Raw genomic sequence first — 14,835 nt, 5'->3', positions numbered from 1 at the left:
TGCGAAAGTGCGAATTGATAAGGATCAAGTTTCGCGTCAGAGTGCTGCGAAACAATGCTGGCACCTTGCCAACAGCCATACCGAGAAGAAGAACGATCCCATGGGCAAATGGATTCGCGACCTGTCACTGAAGTACAAGTTCTGGGCCGTCAACGCGGTGGCATTCGCCACCACCCTGCTCCTGGTGCTGCATGCCATTTCCCTGGAACAGGATGCCCGCCAGCAGGCTGCCCGCGAGGCGGCGCAATCCAGGGCGCAGCTGCTCAAGGCCTGGCCGAGCGGCCAGGCCCTGCCCGGCGGCGGGGACGTGGTGGTCTTCGCCAGCGGCAGCAGCCCCGAGGTGCGCGGTGTCGATGGCTCGGCACTGGCCCGTGCCAATGGCTGGGTCGACCTCCCCCATGACAACCTCTTCGGCAACGACCCGGTCATCGGCGCCCAGGTGCAGGACGCCGGCCAGGGCCAGCGCGTGGCCGTACTGGCCCGAGGGCCGAGCTTCATCGAGGTGTTCGCTGATCGCACCCTCAACTACGCCGTCACCGTGTTCCTGCTGATGATCGTGCTGCTGGCGTCCTCGCAGCTGCTGATCCGCTTCCTGCTCAGCCACCTCAATACCCTCAAGGACGTGATGCTCCACGTGGAGAAGAGCGGCGACCTCTCCGCCCGCGTCCCGCTGGACAGCCGCGACGAAGTGGGCCAGATGGCCAGCGCCTTCAACGCCATGCAGTCGGGCTTCCAGCGCGTGGTGGGCACCGTCGCCCAGGTCACCGCCCGTCTCGACGAGGGTGCCGCCCGCCTCGCCGGCAGCATGGGCGAGGTCCGCCAGGGCATGCTCGGCCAGCAGAGCGAGACCGACCAGGCCGCCACCGCCATCAACGAGATGTCCGCCACTGTCCACCACATCGCCCAGCACGCCGCCGACACCCGCGACCAGTCGCGCACCGCCGACCAGTTGGCCGGCAATGGCCAGCAGGTGGTCAGCCGCGTGGGTGAGTCCATCGCCGGGCTGTCCAGCGGTGTGCAGCAGACCGCCGAGATGATCGGCCGCCTCGCCGAAGACAGCCAGAAGATCAGCAGCGTGGTCAGCGTCATCCACGGCATCGCCGAGCAGACCAACCTGCTGGCGCTCAACGCCGCCATCGAAGCCGCCCGCGCCGGGGAAATGGGCCGTGGCTTCGCCGTGGTGGCCGACGAGGTGCGCAACCTCGCCCGCCGCGTGCAGGACTCCACCGACGAGATCACCTCCATGATCAACGCCCTGCAGTCCGGCACCCGGGACGCCGTGGAGTTCATGCAGGAGAGCTCCTACAAGGCCGACAGCTGCGTGCAGCAGGCCCACGAAGCCGGAGAAGCCCTGGCCGCCATCGCCGGAGCGGTGGCGCAGATGCGTGAGAGCAACACCCAGATCGCCGTCGCCGCCGAGCAGCAGAGCCAGGTGGCCGAGGAAATGACCCGCGCCGTGGTGCGCATCCGCGACGTCACCGAACTCACCGTCGGCCAGACCGTCGGCTCCGCCGCCACCAGCAACGAGCTGGCCGAACTGGCCAGCGAGCTGTCCCGCGCCATCCGCCAGCTCAAGCTGTAGCCGCTTCTATCCCACCCATAGAGAAGACCCATTCGCCGGCCCCCTCGGGGCCGGCCTAGACTGCCCGCCAATCCCGGAGGATTCGCACATGGGCAAACGTCATCCCGATCTTCACCGCTGGCAGTGGCGCACCTACGCCAGGAACCACCGCAACCCCACCAACCTCGTGCTGCACCTGATCGCCGTGCCGCTGTTCATCGTCTCGGTGCTGGTGATCCTCACCGGCCTGTTCGACCTGGCCTGGCTGCCCCTGGCGCTGGGGGTCATCGGCGTGCTGGCCTCCCTCGCCCTGCAAGGCCACGGCCACCGCCTGGAGCACGAAGCGCCGGAGCCTTTCGACGGCCGCCGCGATGCGGTGGGACGCATCCTGATGGAGCAGTTCGTGACCTTCCCGCGCTTCCTCTTCAGCGGCGGCTGGTGGCGCAACTGGCGGAACCGTTCCTGAACGGACATCAAAGCGCCATCACGTTTCGTCGGATTCCCTCAAGCCTGCCGGCATGCTGACGATATGCTGGCACCACGAGGCCCGAGGACAGTCGCATGCCGTTAAAGCGACGTTTTTTTGTCACCATTTTCCTGACGCTACTGGCCTGTTCCTGGGTCCGGGCAGATGAGGCCGCCTACCCGCTGGACCTGCCCGCCCTGAGGGTGCACAGCCCTGGGCAACCCGTCCGCACCTTCACCCTGCGCACCTTGCAGAGCATGCCAGCCACCACCGTCACGGCCCGTGGCCCGGCAGATGATCGCGTCTCCGAGTGGCGCGGCGTGCCCCTGGCCTACCTGCTGCGCCAGCTGCACGTGAGCCCACCGGCCAATGCCCAGCTGCGCATGCGCGCACTGAACGACTACTCGGTGATCATCCCGGCCAGCGACATCAACCGCTATTCCCCGGTCATCGCCTACCAGCGCGACGGCCAGCCGATGCCGGTGGAATCCCTCGGGCCACTGTTTCTCATGTACCCGTTCGACCAGCACCACGAACTGCGGACCCAGAAGTACTACAACCGCGCCATCTGGCAACTCAGCGAGATCTTCATCGAGTAAGCCATGCCCGAGCGCCTACCCGACAACGCCGCCTACATCGCCCGCCAGCGGATGGTCATGTTCGTCCTGCTGGCGCTGCTGGCCGGCATGGCCGTGGTGGTGGCCGGCTGCCTGTGGATGGTGATCCGCGAGGCCCGGCAACTGGGCCACCCGACCTCCCATGGCGAGCTGTGGCAGGCCTACCAGATCCGCAACGCCATGGGCCGCCTCGTCGAGGAGGCCCGCAGCCTGGAAAGCGGGGGCAGCAGCCCCTCGGCCTTCACCGTGCGGCTGGGCGTGCTGCGCAGCCTGACCCGCGACCTCTCCGACCACCCGATGTTCGCCCACCTGCCCCGCCCCCGACCGGACGTGAACGGCACCCTGCGCCAGGTGGAGCAGCTCAGCCTCCACTGGCAACAGCGCGCCAGCTGGGAGGACCGCGACACGGCCAGGCAGCTTGCCGGCGAGGTGATCCATGAACTGCCACCCCTGCAGCTCGCCATGCACGAAGTGATGGTGGCCGCCAACATCTCCCTGGCCAACGAGCTGGACGGCGAGCGCCAGCACCTCTACCGCTACTTCCACAACCTGGCCTGGGCCCTCTGCGGCCTGCTCGGTGGCGGCTCGCTGCTGATGCTGCAACTGGTGCGCAACTACCGGCGCGAACGACGCCTGGCCGAGCGCCTGGGCGAGTTGAACCAGAGCCTGGAGGCGCGGGTGGACGCCCGCACCCGCGAGCTGCGCCAGGGCCGCGAGCTGCTGCGGGACATCCTCGAAGCCAGCCCCAGCGACGTGGCCCTCATCGGCACCCTTTCCGGCAAGGTCCACTTCGTCACCCAGCGCCTGCTGAGGCGCCACGCCTGGGCGCGGGCGCGCCGGGTCGCCCTCGATCAGCTGTTCACCGACCCCGAGGAAGCCCAGCGGTTTCGCGCCACACTGGAATCCCGTGGCGAGCTGGATGACTGGGAAGCCCGGCTGGGCCGCCAGCAGCCTTACTGGGGCGTCATCTCCGGGCGCCTGGTGGAGGTGGACGGCGAGCCGGCCTACCTGGTCTGGAGCTACGACATCACCCCGCGCAAGCGGCTCGAACAGGAGTTGCTGACCCTGGCCACCACCGACGCCCTCACCGGCCTGGGCAATCGCCGCGCCTTCATGCAGCGCGCCGGTGACCTGCTGCGCCAGCAAGACCGCTTCGGCCACCCCTGCTGCCTGCTGATGATGGACCTGGACCACTTCAAGGCCGTCAACGACCAGCACGGCCACAGCGCCGGTGACGAAGCCCTGCAGGCGGCGGCACGGGCGATGACCGCCACCCTGCGGGAAGTGGATGTGCTGGGTCGGCTGGGCGGCGAGGAGTTCGCCGCGCTGTTGCCGGAGGCCACCCTGGACGCGGCCCGGCAGGTGGCCGAACGCCTGCGTGGCGAGATCGAGGGCCAGTGCATGGAACTGCCCGACGGCCAGGCGCTGCACCTGACCGTCAGCCTGGGCCTGGCCCAGCTGCACCCCGGCGAAAGCCTGGAAAGCCTGCTGGGGCGTGCCGACAAGGCCCTCTACGCCGCCAAGCTCGCCGGTCGCAACCGCGTCGAGCAGGCGGTCTGACTCAGCCGAACACCGCCACCGTCTGCCGGCTCAGCGCCACCAGCTCGCCCGCCGGGGTCCAGAGCCGTGCGGAGATGTGGCCGTAGCCATCCCGGGCGTGGTCGATCTCGGCGCGGTACAGGCACCAGTCCAGGGTGCTCAGGGCCGGCGCCGGCTGCACGAATTCGATGGTCCAGGTCAGCGAACTGCCTGGCACCGGCGAGCGCAGGTGCGGCAGCACCGCCGGCGGCCAGGCGTCCACCAGGGCCAGCAGCAGCGCCTCGTCCACCGGGGCTTCCTCCACCTCCCCACGCAGCCTCACCCAGCCGCCCATCTCACGGCTGGGGTTGTTGGTGAACGGCATGCCACCGATGCCCCAGCGCATCGCCAGGTAACGGGTGAACTCGGGGGTCACGCCGCGCAGGTAGGGCAGCTCCTGGCAGGCATCGGGGGCCTTGATCACGGGGGCCGGCTCGCCCTCCACGGCAATTGCCGAATCCCGCGCGGCGCCGAAGCTGCCCTGCACCACCGCCACGGTCTGCTCGCCCTGGCGCACCCGGCAGAACATCTGGCTCACCGCCTTGCCCTCGCGCAGCACCTCGGCCTCGAAGCGGGCCGGCACCTCGGCCTCCATCGGGCCGACGAAGGTGATCGCCAGGGAGCGCACCGGCCGGCCCGGTTGCGCCTTGTCACGCATGGCGCCATAGGCCAGCGCCGCCACCAGGCCGCCGAAGCTCGCACGGCCCTGGGCCCAGCGAGCGGGCACGGTCACGTCCAGCGGGTCCTTCCGGACCGCCTGCATCAATTCGAAGAAGGTCATCGGGATCTCATCCACGGCTCTAGGATGGGGCGATGGTAGGGGAAGCCCCCGCCCCCCGGAAGCCGAACTTCAAGCGAGTCCCGACAACCCGGAGGGGATAAACGCCAGCGGCGGCACCTCAGCCCAGGCGTGCCTGCAACTTCTCCAGCACGCGGTCGGCCCGCAGCTCGGCGGCATGCAGGGCGGTGCTCCAGGCGCGGGTGCGCGGGGCCAGGTCCGGCTCACGCTCGGCAGTGGCCAGCCACTGCAGGCGGTCGTGCCATTTGCCCAGGGCATCCTGGGCCCCCTTGAGCAGGCGCCGGGTACGCTCCGGCACCTCCACCACCCCGGGGTAGGCATCGGCGCCATAGCGCGCGCGCTTGATGAGCAGGCGCAGGGCGTGGCGGTCGTGAGCCGGATCGGCCAGGGCCTGCTCCAGGCGGGCCCAGTCCTTCAGCAGGCGCTTGCGGATGCGCTTGCGCGGCTGCTCCAGCAAGCCTTCACGGGCGGACAGGCGCAGCAGCTGCGGCCAGGCGTCGAGCACCTGGAACAGCCGCTCCAGCGCCGGGGCCTGGAGCACCTCGCGGCAGCCTTGGCGCAGGCGCACGCGGCGGGGCTCGGCCAGGCGCTCGTGGTGGTGGCGGGACAGCTCGGCGATCAGCACCTCCAGGTCGCGCAGCGGCGTGGTGATCCGCCCCAGTTCCCGGGCTGCCTCGATCAGCACATCGGCCACCGGCAGCCCACGCAACGGCCGCAGCAGGCTGCGCAGGCGCCGCAGGTTGATGCGCAGGTCGTGCAGGGCCTCGTCGTCGGTGCTGGCCTCCAGGCGGGCACGGGCGGAGATGAGCTGGATTTCGAGTTTCAGGACCTGGGCGATCAGGTCGTCGAGCATGGCGGACATGGCAGGTGTTCCTTCGGCGGAGCGCCCCGGCGAGGCCCGGGTCAGCGCTCCTGTCGAGTCAGGCGCCAGGGCAGGGCCCGGCGCAGGTTGTTCAGCGTGCGCCGCAGGTCGGCCGGCGCTTCAGGGGCGCCAGCATAGCGCAGCGCCTCATAGCGGCGGGCGAATTCCTCGATCAGCCGCGCCTGCTGCGGCAGGGCCTGGGCGGCACGGGCGGCGAAATCACGCGGGCCCTCGGCGGCACCGCGCACCAGCCCGTGGCGGGCCAGCACACGCTCGAAGGCCTGGTGCAGGCGCACCTGCGGGTCCCGCTCGCGGCGCCAGGGCTTGAACATCAACAGCGCCACCAGGGCCACCAGGAAGGCCGCCGTGCCCACCAGCAGGAGGGCGAAGGTGCGCGCGTCCAGCTGGCCGAACCAGCGTTGCAGCACCTGTGCCTGGGTCTCGCCCTGGTAGCCCAGCACCCAGCGCTGCCAACCGTAGTTCACCCGGTCCCAGGCCAGGCGCAGCTGGTTGATCCAGCCGATGTCGCGGTAACGCAGGGGGGAGAAGGGCGAGTCCTGCAGGAAGCTCTGCTCCTGGGCCACGGCCTGTTCCAGGCCGTTCTCGATGCGCTCCGGCGCCACCTGGAAGGTGGGGTCGACACGGGTCCAGCCGGCGGCGGCCGTCCAGTATTCGACCCAGGCATGGGCGTCGAACTGGTGCACCAGCACGTAGTTCCCGGCGGGGTTGATCTCGCCCCCCTGGTAGCCGGCCACCACCCGCGCGGGAATGCCGGCGGCACGCAGGACGAAGGTCATGGCGCCGGCGTAGTGGGCGCAGAAGCCCCGTCGGCTGTCGAACAGGAAGGCATCCACCGTGTCCCGCTCGGCCAGCGGCGGGCGCAGGGTGTAGACGAACGGCTCCTGGTTGAAATGCCGCAGCAGCGCCTGCACCAGGGCATCCGGCTCGGTGTAGTGGGCGCTCAACTGCTCGGCCCAGGCCCGCGCGCGCGGGTCGCCTGCGCGGGGCAGTTGCAGGTTTCGTCGGCGCACCGCGTCCGCCAGCTGCGGGTCGCGCACCGCCTGGGGCCAGGAGGTAACGCTGTAGAGCAGCGAGCGCTCCACCGGCAGGCGCCGCTGGAGGTGGAAGTCGACCATCTGGCGGGTGTCTTCGACGCGGGTCTCGGCCACATCCAGGCCGAACAGCCAGGGCTTGCCGCTGGGCTCCATCACCACGCTGTAGTCGAGTGCGGGGCCCTGCTTCGCCCATTGCGCCGGTGCCTGCACCTGGCTCGCCGGGGACTGGGACCAGCGCCGTCCGTCGAAGCGCTCCAGGGTGAGTGCCCGCCAGTAGAGCTCGCGCCGGGGTGGCGGGTCGCCCTCGAAGCTGGCGCGGAAGGCCAGCGCGCCGGACTGGCTCAGCTCGGCGATGTCACCGGGCGCCATGTCGTCGGAAAGCCCCGTCACGCCCTTGTCGCTGGGCAACGGCAAGGACCACAGCGGTCCCATGCGCGGGAAGAAGAGGAACAGCACCAGCATCAGCGGCAGCGCCTGCAGCAACAGGGTGCCGGCCAGCTTCAGGGTGGCGGTCGGGCGCTGGGCGAAACCGCTCTGCTGCAGGCCGATCAGCGCCGCCAGCAAGGCCGTCACCGGCAGCAGGCTGTAGAGCCCGGCGAGCATGCCGTCGTCGAACAGGTACGCCACCACCACGGTGAAGAAGCCGAGGAAGATCAGCACCAGCGCATCACGCCGGGTGCGCATCTCCACCAGCTTGAGGATGAAGGCCGCCACCAGCAGCACCGCACCGGCATCCAGGCCGATCAGGCTGCCCCGGGACAGCACCACGCCGGCAGCCGCCACCAGCATCATCAGGATCTTCGCCAGGCCATTGGGGTAGCGCGCGCGCATGCGGAAGATCTGCACCCGCCAGGCCGCGCAGACCACCCAGAGGCCGATGATCCACACCGGCAGGTGCACCAGGTGCGGGACGATCACCAGCACCTGAGCCACCAGCAGCCAGGTCAGGGCGATGCGCGGGATCGGCTGTTCCGCACTCATGGCGCCACCCCGTAGAGCGCCAGGGCCCGCAGGCAGGCGTCGCGGTGGGGCTCTCCGACATCGGCCGGCAGCTCCAGGCCACCCAGGCGCAGGCCGAAGGGCTGGCCGCGCTCGGTGAAGGTCAGCACCCAGTGGCAGAGCAGCGAAAGGCGGCTCTCCAGGTCGCCGTCCAGCCCGGCAAGGTCGAGCCACAGGTCCGCCCCGGAGAGGGCGGCGAAATCCTTGATGAACAACCCCTGCCCCCGGGAATAGGCCTTCCAGTGCAGGCGCCGGCGGGAGTCCCCCGGCTGGTAGGGCCGCAGGCCCTGGAAATCGTCGGCACCGCGCCCGTCCACGCGCACGCCCTCCTCCTCCGCATCGGCGCGCCCGCCAGCGGCCAGGGGCAGGTCACCGGGCAAGGGGCGCGGGTACACCAGCGCGGCCTGGTCGAGGTCGACCCAGCTCCAGGCCACCAGCAGGCCGAGGGGAAAGCGGCTCTCCACCCGCAGGCGACCGGGCCGCAGCCAGCCACGCTGGAGCGCCGGCCGGTTCAGCTCGTAATCGGTGGCCCCGCTGGCCGGCACGTCCTGCAGTTGCAGCGGCTCGGGCGGCCAGCCCAGGGCGATGGCCTCGTGGGCATGGCGGCGGCTCTCCAGGCGCACCTTGAAGCGCGCCTGCTCGCCGGCGAACACCGGGGGTGCGCCGGCCGCCCGCAGCACCAGCCCGGAGAGGTTCCGGTAGGTGTGGAGGATGGCGAGGATGAACACCGAGGCCAGCAGAAAGGTCAGCCCGTACGCCAGGCTGTTCTGGTAGTTGATGGCCGCCAGCAGCATCAGCACCAGGGCACCGCCGAAGGCCGCGCCGGTGCGGGTGGGGATGATGAAGATGCGCTTCTGGTCCAGGCGCAGTTCGTGGGCCGGAGGAATACGCCGGGCCAGCCAGCGGTCCCAGCGCGGCCGCAGGATGCCACCGGCCATCAGAGCGCCGGGACTTCGCGCAGCAGCCACTGCACCAGCGTGCCGCCGCCGTGGCCGGTGGGGTCGGCGCGCTCGCGCAGGCGGTGGCCGGCCACCGAGGGCAGCACGGCCTGCACGTCCTCGGGGATCACGTAGTCACGCCCCGCCAGCAGCGCCCAGGCCCGCGCCGCGCCCAGCAGCGCCAGGCTGCCCCGTGGCGAAAGGCCGAGGGCGAACTGCGGGTGGGTGCGGGTGGCCTCCACCAGGCGCAGCACGTAGTCCACCAGGGCATCGCTGGCGCGCACCCGGGGCACCTCGTCCTGTAGCGCGGCCAGGGCCGCGTGGTCCAGCACTGCCTCCAGCCGTGGCAGCAGGTCGCGCCGGGCCTCGCCCAGCAGCAGCGCCTTCTCCGCCGCGCGGGCCGGGTAGCCGAGGGACAGCCGCATGAGGAAGCGGTCCAGCTGGGATTCCGGCAAGGCGAAGGTGCCGCCCTGGCTCACCGGGTTCTGGGTAGCGATGACGAAGAAGGGATCAGGCAGCGGCCGGGTGGCACCCTCGATGGTCACCTGCCCCTCCTCCATGGCCTCCAGCAAGGCGCTCTGGCTCTTGGGGGTGGCGCGGTTGATCTCGTCGGCCAGCACCAGCTCGGCGAACACCGGCCCGGGGTGGAAGACGAACTGGCCGGTGTCCTTGTCGAACACCGAGGTGCCGAGGATGTCGCCGGGCAGCAGGTCGGACGTGAACTGGATGCGCTGGAAGCTGAGCCCCAGCACCTTGGCCAGGGTGTGGCTGAGGGTGGTCTTGCCCATGCCGGGCAGGTCTTCGATCAGCAGGTGCCCCCGCGCCAGCAGGCAGGTGAGGGCCAGACGGACCTGCACCTCCTTGCCCAGCAGGACCTGGTTGATGGCGTCGAGGCAGGCATCCAGTCGGGTTCGCATATCAGGCTCCATGAACGATCGGCCGATGCTAGCCGCGCCCGGCGCGCTGGCAAAGCGACTTGCAAGATTTGCTCATGAAAGCCCGGGCCGACAGGCCGCGCGATCACGGAAACGTCGGCCCGGTCACAACCTGAAGTGCGCAGCCATCGCCTGCAGGTCCCGCCCCAGAGCGGCCAGGCGGGTGCTGGAGGTGGCGGTCTCCTCCATCGCCTCGGCGGACTGGTCGGCGATGTCGCGGATGCTGGTGACGCTGCGGTTGATCTCTTCGGCCACCGCCGTCTGCTGCTCGGCAGCGGCGGCGATCTGCTGGTTCATCTGGTGCAGGGTGGACACGGCCTCGGCAATGCCGTTGAGCGCCGCCTCGGTCTGGCCGGCGTCCTCCACGGTCTTCTGCACCAGGCTCTCGCTCTGGTGCATGGTCTCCACCGAGCGGCGCACGCCTTCGCGCAGGGTGCCGATCAGCCGCTCGATCTCGGCGGTGGACTGCTGGGTACGCCGTGCCAGGGCCCGCACCTCGTCGGCCACCACGGCGAAGCCGCGGCCCTGCTCGCCGGCCCGCGCCGCCTCGATGGCAGCGTTGAGCGCCAGCAGGTTGGTCTGCTCGGCCACGCTCTTGATCACGTCCAGCACTGCGCCAATGCTCTGCGCCTCCTGGCTGAGCTGCTCGATGCTCTGGGTGGTGATCTCCATCGCCCTGGCCAACTGGTCGATGCGCCCCCGGCTCTGGCGCACCACCTCGTTGCCGCTGGCTACGCGGGTGTCGGCGCTGTGGGTGGAGGCCGCAGCGGCCTCGGCGTTGCGCGCCACCTCGTGCACGGTGGCGGTCATCTGGCTCATGGCGGTGGCGACCTGGTCGGTCTCCTGCTTCTGCCCGTTGACCCCGACGCGGGTCTGCTCGGTGACGGCGGACAGCGCCTGGGCCGAGTTGGAAATCTGCTGCACCCCGCCCTGCAGCTGGCCGACCATGTTCCGCAGGTTGGCCGACATGGCGCGCATGGCCTCCAGCAGCTGACCCACCTCGTCGCTGCGGCCCACCTCGATGTCGCCGCTGAGGTCGCCGGCGGAGATCTGCTGCGCCACCTCGATCACCCGCTTGAGCGGCCGCACGATCAGCAGCGCGATGAGCATCGCCGCCGCCAGGCCGATCAGCAGCGCCAGCGCGCTGCCGCCGATGATCAGCAGCGAGCTGCCACGCTGCTGGTCCTGCATGGCCTGCTCCTGGTGGTCACGTGCCTTGTCCACGGCCGCGACCATGGCCTCGGCCCCGGCGGTCAGGCCCTGGAACTCGCGCTTCTGCTGCTGCAGGTTCTCGGTGTACTCGCGCAGGCGTTCGTTGAAGGAGTCGATGTTGCCGATCACCTCGGTAAGGACGGCGGCGTAGCCCGGGTCCTGCATGCGGTCGCGCAGCTCACCGGCGAGCTTCTGGGCGTCCAGCGCTTCCTGGATCTGGGTATCGGCGGCCTCCCCGGTGCTGCGGCTCTGCTCCAGGCGCGTACGGGCCTGATTCAGCGCCAACAGCAGGGACTGGTAGATGCGGCTGATCTCGCCGCCCTGCGCCACCATGTCCGCGCCCTCTGCACCCTGGGAGCTTTTCAGCAGGTCGATGCCGTCCTCGTTGAGACCCGACTGCAGCACATCGAGGCTGTTGGAGGCGCTGACCACCAGCCAGTTGGCCGCCTCCAGCGCCAGGCGCATGTTGTCGGAAAGCTCCACATAGCGGTCGAAGGCCGCGCGGTAGCCGCCCACCGCCCCGGCCACTTCGTCCAGGGCCTGGCGGCTGGCGGCATCCACGTCGCCCTTCAGGGCCTCGTTGTGTTCGAGCAGGGTCTGGGTCGCCTGGCGCAGGGCCTCGGCGCGCTTGGCATCGCCGGTCAGGGCGTAGTCCTTCTCCACCAGGCGCATGCGTTGCACCTCGCCGCCCAGGGCGTCCATGCGCTCCAGCAGCGCCGCCCCGGCCGCCACGTTGCGCAGTGCCAGGTAGCCGGTGGCCGCCACCACTGCCGTGAGCGCCAGCACCACGCCGAAGCCGAGTGCCAGCTTGGCCGCCGTGCCCAGGCTGGCGATACCCCGTTGGACAACCGATGCCATGCTGCTTCCCTCCATGCCGGTAACCGGGTCGACGCGCTCGCCACCCCGGACAACAGCGCGAACTTAGGAGCGCGCCCCTGCTGGCGACAAGCCATGACCGCGCCAATCCCACGCTAGCTGGTTTTTTTGGATATGCAGAGGTCGCTTTCAGACCATTCGGCGGCAGGTCGTCAAAGTCGCGGCGTCAGAAGCCGGTCGAGATCGCACAGGCGCGTGCGAAAGGCCCCGCAATGGTGCGGGGCCGGGCGGGTCAGGTGGGGCGCACCATGTTGAAGATGTCGCGGGTGCGCACATAGGCGCTGCCGCCCAGGCGGCCTACCAGGTCCAGCGCCTGGGTATCGACGCGCCCCTGCTCGGTGAGCACCCCGTCATCGATATGGGCCAGCAGCACCTCGGCGAAGATCAGGTGGCAGTTGGGGTTGTCGCGGGGGAACGGCTGCGCCTCCAGCAGGCGGCACTCGAAGGCGACCGGCGCGCCCTTGACCCGGGGCGGAGCCACCCGCAGCGACGGCTCGTGCTCGATGCCGCAGGCCTCGAACTCGCTCACCGTGTACGCCAACGGTGCAGCGGTGGCGTTCATCGCCTCGGCGAAGGCGAACGGCACCAGGTGGATCACCAGCTCGCCGGTTTCCTGCACGTTGCGCAGGGTGTCCTTGAGGCTGCCGTCATCACGGCTGCCGACGTTGACCATCAGCGTCGGCGGGTCGTCGCTGATCACCTGGAAGAAGCTGAACGGCGCCAGGTTGGCGACACCACTGGCCGACAGGCTGGAGACCCAGGCGATGGGGCGCGGGGTCACGGTGGAGGCCAGCCAGCGGTAGGCCTCCAGGGGCGTGAGGGTGGAGAAGTCGAGTTGCATCAGGTGCTCCGGCAACGGCAAAGGCGAGGCCGGATTATGCCCCGCCCTCGCCTGCCCGACGCAACCGTCTCAGCGCTCTGCCACGCGCCTTACCAGCCAGGCGGCCAGGGCCGGCGCAAGGATGAAGCCGCTGAACAGCCAGACGGCCGCCGACCGCGCACCGGCCTCGCCGCCGGGTTCGATCAGGCCGGCCGCGTTGGCCACCAGCCCCGCCACCGCCGCGCCGATGGCCATGCCGTAGAGCTGCACGGTGGTGATGGCAGTGGACGCAGCGTCTTCCTCGCCCTTGGGAGCCAGGGCCATCACCCGGGTGAGCAGGTGCGGCCAGCCCATGCCGACCCCCGCCCCCACTGCCGCCAACGCCAGCGCAGCGAGCAGCGTCCGCAACATGGCGCTCCAGTCACTGCCCAGGGGCAACACCACCGCCAACGCCGCCAGGCCCGCCACGCAGAACAGCGGCCCAGTGCGCAGCAGGCCATTGGCCTGGCGCCCCTCGCGCCCCGAGGAGGTCAGCGAGCCGATGCTCCAGCCGGCCGCCATCGCCGCCGTCAGGTAGCCCGCCAGCAGCGGCGTCTGGCCGTGCAGCACCTGCAGGAAGTACGGCACGAAAATCTCGGTGGTGGTGCCCACCAGCAACAGCGCAACGCAGGCGTAGGCCGCCCCCAGGGGCGCGCCCAGGGATGCACTGCCGCTGGGCAGCAGACGCACCCGCGCCTGGCGATCCACCCGCAGGGCCAGGGCCCCCAGCGCCAGCCCCAGGACCACTCCGCCCCCCTGCCAGGCCAGGTGCCCGGCGCGACTGGCCGTAGCCACCGCCAGCACCGAGGCGGCAAGCAGGACGATCTGCAGCACCGGCACCCGGGGCGGTGCCCCAGTGCCACGCTCACGCGGGCCGAGCTGCAGCGCCACCAGCAGGGCCTGGGCCGCCGCCACCGGCAGCAGCGACCAGAACGCCCAGCGCCAGTGCCCAGCCTCGGCGAACAGCCCGCCCACCGCCGGCCCGCACAGCGTCGCCACGCCCCACATACCTGACACCAGCGCCACCGCGCGGGGCCACAACGGCGGTTCGAACACCACACGGATCAGCGCATAACTCAGGGCCGCCAACAGCCCCCCGCCCAACCCCTGGACCGCACGGGCCGCCAGCATCCACGGCATCGACAGTGCCGTGGCGCAACCCATGGTGCCCAGGCTGAACAAGGCCAGCGCCGCCAGGCAGGCGCCTCGCGGCCCGCTGCCCGCCAGCACCCGCACCGACAGTGCCGCGCCGATGATGGACGCCACCACGAACAGGGTCGTGTTCCAGGCGTACCAGTCCAGCCCGCCGATCTCACGCACCACCGACGGCAGCACGGTGGTGACGATATGAACGTTGATCGCGTGCAGCGCCACGCTGCCGGTCAGCGCAACGGCCAGCAGGCCGTTCCGCCCGCTGAAAAGATCGCCCCAGGAGGCAGTGGAAGGGGTTTCCGGGGAAGAAGTGGCAGTCGTCATCAGGCGTCTCTCCATGGCCTTTATCCAAGCAATGACTTGGATATTAGAAATCGCCCGACAAATTAAACAAGAAATTTCTTTGATAAAGCCGATAGGCACTGCCTATGGCCTTCTCGCGGCCACAAAAAAGCCGGGGCACGCCCCGGCTCGTTCACCCACGGTTTTCAGCGGCCCGCGCGGGACTCGCGGATGTAGAAGCGCGCCTTCTCGGCCTTCTCCGTGCAGCCCTGGAACCCCTCGAACTGCTGCTGGGTCTTGGCCGCCGTCAGCAGGCTCAGGGCCTTGGAATAGCTCACGGTACCGGCGAAGCCCTCGGCCTTGGCCAGGTCGAGCTCACGCCAGGCGGCATCCAGTTGGCTGCCGCAGCTCTCGCGGTACGCCGTCTTGCCAGCGCACCCCACGAGGGCAAGGGCAACGAGGGACAGGCTGATCCAGGCTTTCATGGTTTTCCTCCTCGGCTGCATGGGAAATGGCCATCAGTCTACTCAGACTGGCCGCTCCGCCAAAAGATTCCACGGGGTCACGCAATGCTCGGTCGCCGCTTGGCTGCCCTAGGACTCGACAGGTATTGTCTGGCGCATTCTGAAAGAAACGGATGACAG

At 70.0% G+C, this 14,835-nt stretch carries 13 protein-coding genes and 1 pseudogene; 4 read left to right on the top strand and 10 right to left on the bottom strand.

Annotation, left to right across the window (positions count from 1 at the left end; all coding sequences use genetic code 11):
* Positions 1-100 precede the first annotated feature (100 nt).
* From RTK35_RS22000 to RTK35_RS21985, 4 genes are all read left to right on the top strand, one after another.
* On the top strand, positions 101-1,582 hold the full coding sequence (locus RTK35_RS22000; RefSeq protein ID WP_316908991.1) for a methyl-accepting chemotaxis protein: 1,482 nt from the start codon (positions 101-103) through the stop codon (positions 1,580-1,582).
* Between the two features lie 88 nt (positions 1,583-1,670).
* Complete coding sequence (locus RTK35_RS21995; protein WP_107330621.1) at positions 1,671-2,027, top strand: Mpo1-like protein; 357 nt, start codon at positions 1,671-1,673, stop codon at positions 2,025-2,027.
* 95 nt (positions 2,028-2,122) lie between these two features.
* Positions 2,123-2,626 carry a molybdopterin-dependent oxidoreductase gene (locus RTK35_RS21990; protein ID WP_316908990.1) on the top strand — a complete coding sequence of 168 codons (504 nt, stop codon included), beginning with the start codon at positions 2,123-2,125 and terminating at the stop codon, positions 2,624-2,626.
* Between the two features lie 3 nt (positions 2,627-2,629).
* A complete protein-coding gene (locus RTK35_RS21985; protein WP_316908989.1) occupies positions 2,630-4,204 on the top strand; it encodes a GGDEF domain-containing protein in 1,575 nt (524 codons plus the stop codon).
* Position 4,205: 1 nt separating this feature from the next.
* Here RTK35_RS21985 and RTK35_RS21980 read toward each other — a convergent pair whose 3' ends face one another.
* The 10 genes and pseudogenes from RTK35_RS21980 to RTK35_RS21940 form a co-directional block, all read right to left on the bottom strand.
* Positions 4,206-5,003, bottom strand: a complete 798-nt coding sequence (locus RTK35_RS21980; RefSeq protein ID WP_044413817.1) for an acyl-CoA thioesterase — start codon at positions 5,001-5,003, stop codon at positions 4,206-4,208.
* Between the two features lie 118 nt (positions 5,004-5,121).
* The gene (locus RTK35_RS21975; protein WP_182850552.1) at positions 5,122-5,883 is read right to left on the bottom strand and encodes a CHAD domain-containing protein; all 762 of its coding nucleotides are present in this window, start codon (positions 5,881-5,883) and stop codon (positions 5,122-5,124) included.
* Positions 5,884-5,924: 41 nt separating this feature from the next.
* On the bottom strand, positions 5,925-7,919 hold the full coding sequence (locus RTK35_RS21970) for a DUF3488 and DUF4129 domain-containing transglutaminase family protein (RefSeq protein WP_316908988.1): 1,995 nt from the start codon (positions 7,917-7,919) through the stop codon (positions 5,925-5,927).
* Complete coding sequence (locus tag RTK35_RS21965; RefSeq protein ID WP_316908987.1) at positions 7,916-8,875, bottom strand: DUF58 domain-containing protein; 960 nt, start codon at positions 8,873-8,875, stop codon at positions 7,916-7,918. The genes RTK35_RS21970 and RTK35_RS21965 overlap by 4 nt, the downstream gene beginning before the upstream one ends.
* Positions 8,875-9,792, bottom strand: a complete 918-nt coding sequence (locus RTK35_RS21960) for an AAA family ATPase (protein WP_044413830.1) — start codon at positions 9,790-9,792, stop codon at positions 8,875-8,877. Before RTK35_RS21960 ends, RTK35_RS21965 begins: the two co-directional genes overlap by 1 nt.
* Before the next feature lie 123 nt (positions 9,793-9,915).
* Positions 9,916-10,758: a methyl-accepting chemotaxis protein gene (locus RTK35_RS30640; RefSeq protein ID WP_410478705.1), complete on the bottom strand. Its 843-nt coding sequence runs from the start codon at positions 10,756-10,758 to the stop codon at positions 9,916-9,918.
* A gap of 15 nt (positions 10,759-10,773) precedes the next feature.
* Positions 10,774-10,920: pseudogene (locus tag RTK35_RS30635) on the bottom strand (HAMP domain-containing protein); the annotation flags it as partial.
* Between the two features lie 1,210 nt (positions 10,921-12,130).
* Positions 12,131-12,739 carry a flavin reductase family protein gene (locus RTK35_RS21950; RefSeq protein ID WP_236212571.1) on the bottom strand — a complete coding sequence of 203 codons (609 nt, stop codon included), beginning with the start codon at positions 12,737-12,739 and terminating at the stop codon, positions 12,131-12,133.
* 69 nt (positions 12,740-12,808) lie between these two features.
* Positions 12,809-14,233, bottom strand: coding sequence for an MFS transporter (locus RTK35_RS21945; RefSeq protein ID WP_316908985.1), 1,425 nt, complete (start codon positions 14,231-14,233; stop codon positions 12,809-12,811).
* 164 nt (positions 14,234-14,397) lie between these two features.
* Positions 14,398-14,676, bottom strand: a complete 279-nt coding sequence (locus RTK35_RS21940; RefSeq protein WP_222901493.1) for a hypothetical protein — start codon at positions 14,674-14,676, stop codon at positions 14,398-14,400.
* Positions 14,677-14,835: the final 159 nt, after the last annotated feature.

The organism is Pseudomonas sp. zfem003 (genome assembly GCF_032621675.1).
Classification (GTDB): domain Bacteria; phylum Pseudomonadota; class Gammaproteobacteria; order Pseudomonadales; family Pseudomonadaceae; genus Metapseudomonas; species Metapseudomonas otitidis.
The sequence above is the reverse complement of the archived record's forward strand: the minus strand, read 5'-3'. Positions and strand labels throughout refer to the sequence as shown.

What these genes read in the sequence shown, in the direction of transcription:
- RTK35_RS21995 (WP_107330621.1), top strand. Translation starts at nt 1,671, where the DNA reads ATGGGCAAACGTCATCCCGATCTTCACCGCTGGCAGTGGCGCACCTAC.
- RTK35_RS21975 (WP_182850552.1), bottom strand. Translation starts at nt 5,883, where the DNA reads ATGTCCGCCATGCTCGACGACCTGATCGCCCAGGTCCTGAAACTCGAA.
- RTK35_RS30640 (WP_410478705.1), bottom strand. Translation starts at nt 10,758, where the DNA reads ATGGTCGGCCAGCTGCAGGGCGGGGTGCAGCAGATTTCCAACTCGGCC.
- RTK35_RS21985 (WP_316908989.1), top strand. Translation starts at nt 2,630, where the DNA reads ATGCCCGAGCGCCTACCCGACAACGCCGCCTACATCGCCCGCCAGCGG.
- RTK35_RS21980 (WP_044413817.1), bottom strand. Translation starts at nt 5,003, where the DNA reads ATGACCTTCTTCGAATTGATGCAGGCGGTCCGGAAGGACCCGCTGGAC.
- RTK35_RS21970 (WP_316908988.1), bottom strand. Translation starts at nt 7,919, where the DNA reads ATGAGTGCGGAACAGCCGATCCCGCGCATCGCCCTGACCTGGCTGCTG.
- RTK35_RS21960 (WP_044413830.1), bottom strand. Translation starts at nt 9,792, where the DNA reads ATGCGAACCCGACTGGATGCCTGCCTCGACGCCATCAACCAGGTCCTG.
- RTK35_RS21950 (WP_236212571.1), bottom strand. Translation starts at nt 12,739, where the DNA reads ATGCAACTCGACTTCTCCACCCTCACGCCCCTGGAGGCCTACCGCTGG.
- RTK35_RS22000 (WP_316908991.1), top strand. Translation starts at nt 101, where the DNA reads ATGGGCAAATGGATTCGCGACCTGTCACTGAAGTACAAGTTCTGGGCC.
- RTK35_RS21940 (WP_222901493.1), bottom strand. Translation starts at nt 14,676, where the DNA reads ATGAAAGCCTGGATCAGCCTGTCCCTCGTTGCCCTTGCCCTCGTGGGG.
- RTK35_RS21990 (WP_316908990.1), top strand. Translation starts at nt 2,123, where the DNA reads ATGCCGTTAAAGCGACGTTTTTTTGTCACCATTTTCCTGACGCTACTG.
- RTK35_RS21965 (WP_316908987.1), bottom strand. Translation starts at nt 8,875, where the DNA reads ATGGCCGGTGGCATCCTGCGGCCGCGCTGGGACCGCTGGCTGGCCCGG.
- RTK35_RS21945 (WP_316908985.1), bottom strand. Translation starts at nt 14,233, where the DNA reads ATGACGACTGCCACTTCTTCCCCGGAAACCCCTTCCACTGCCTCCTGG.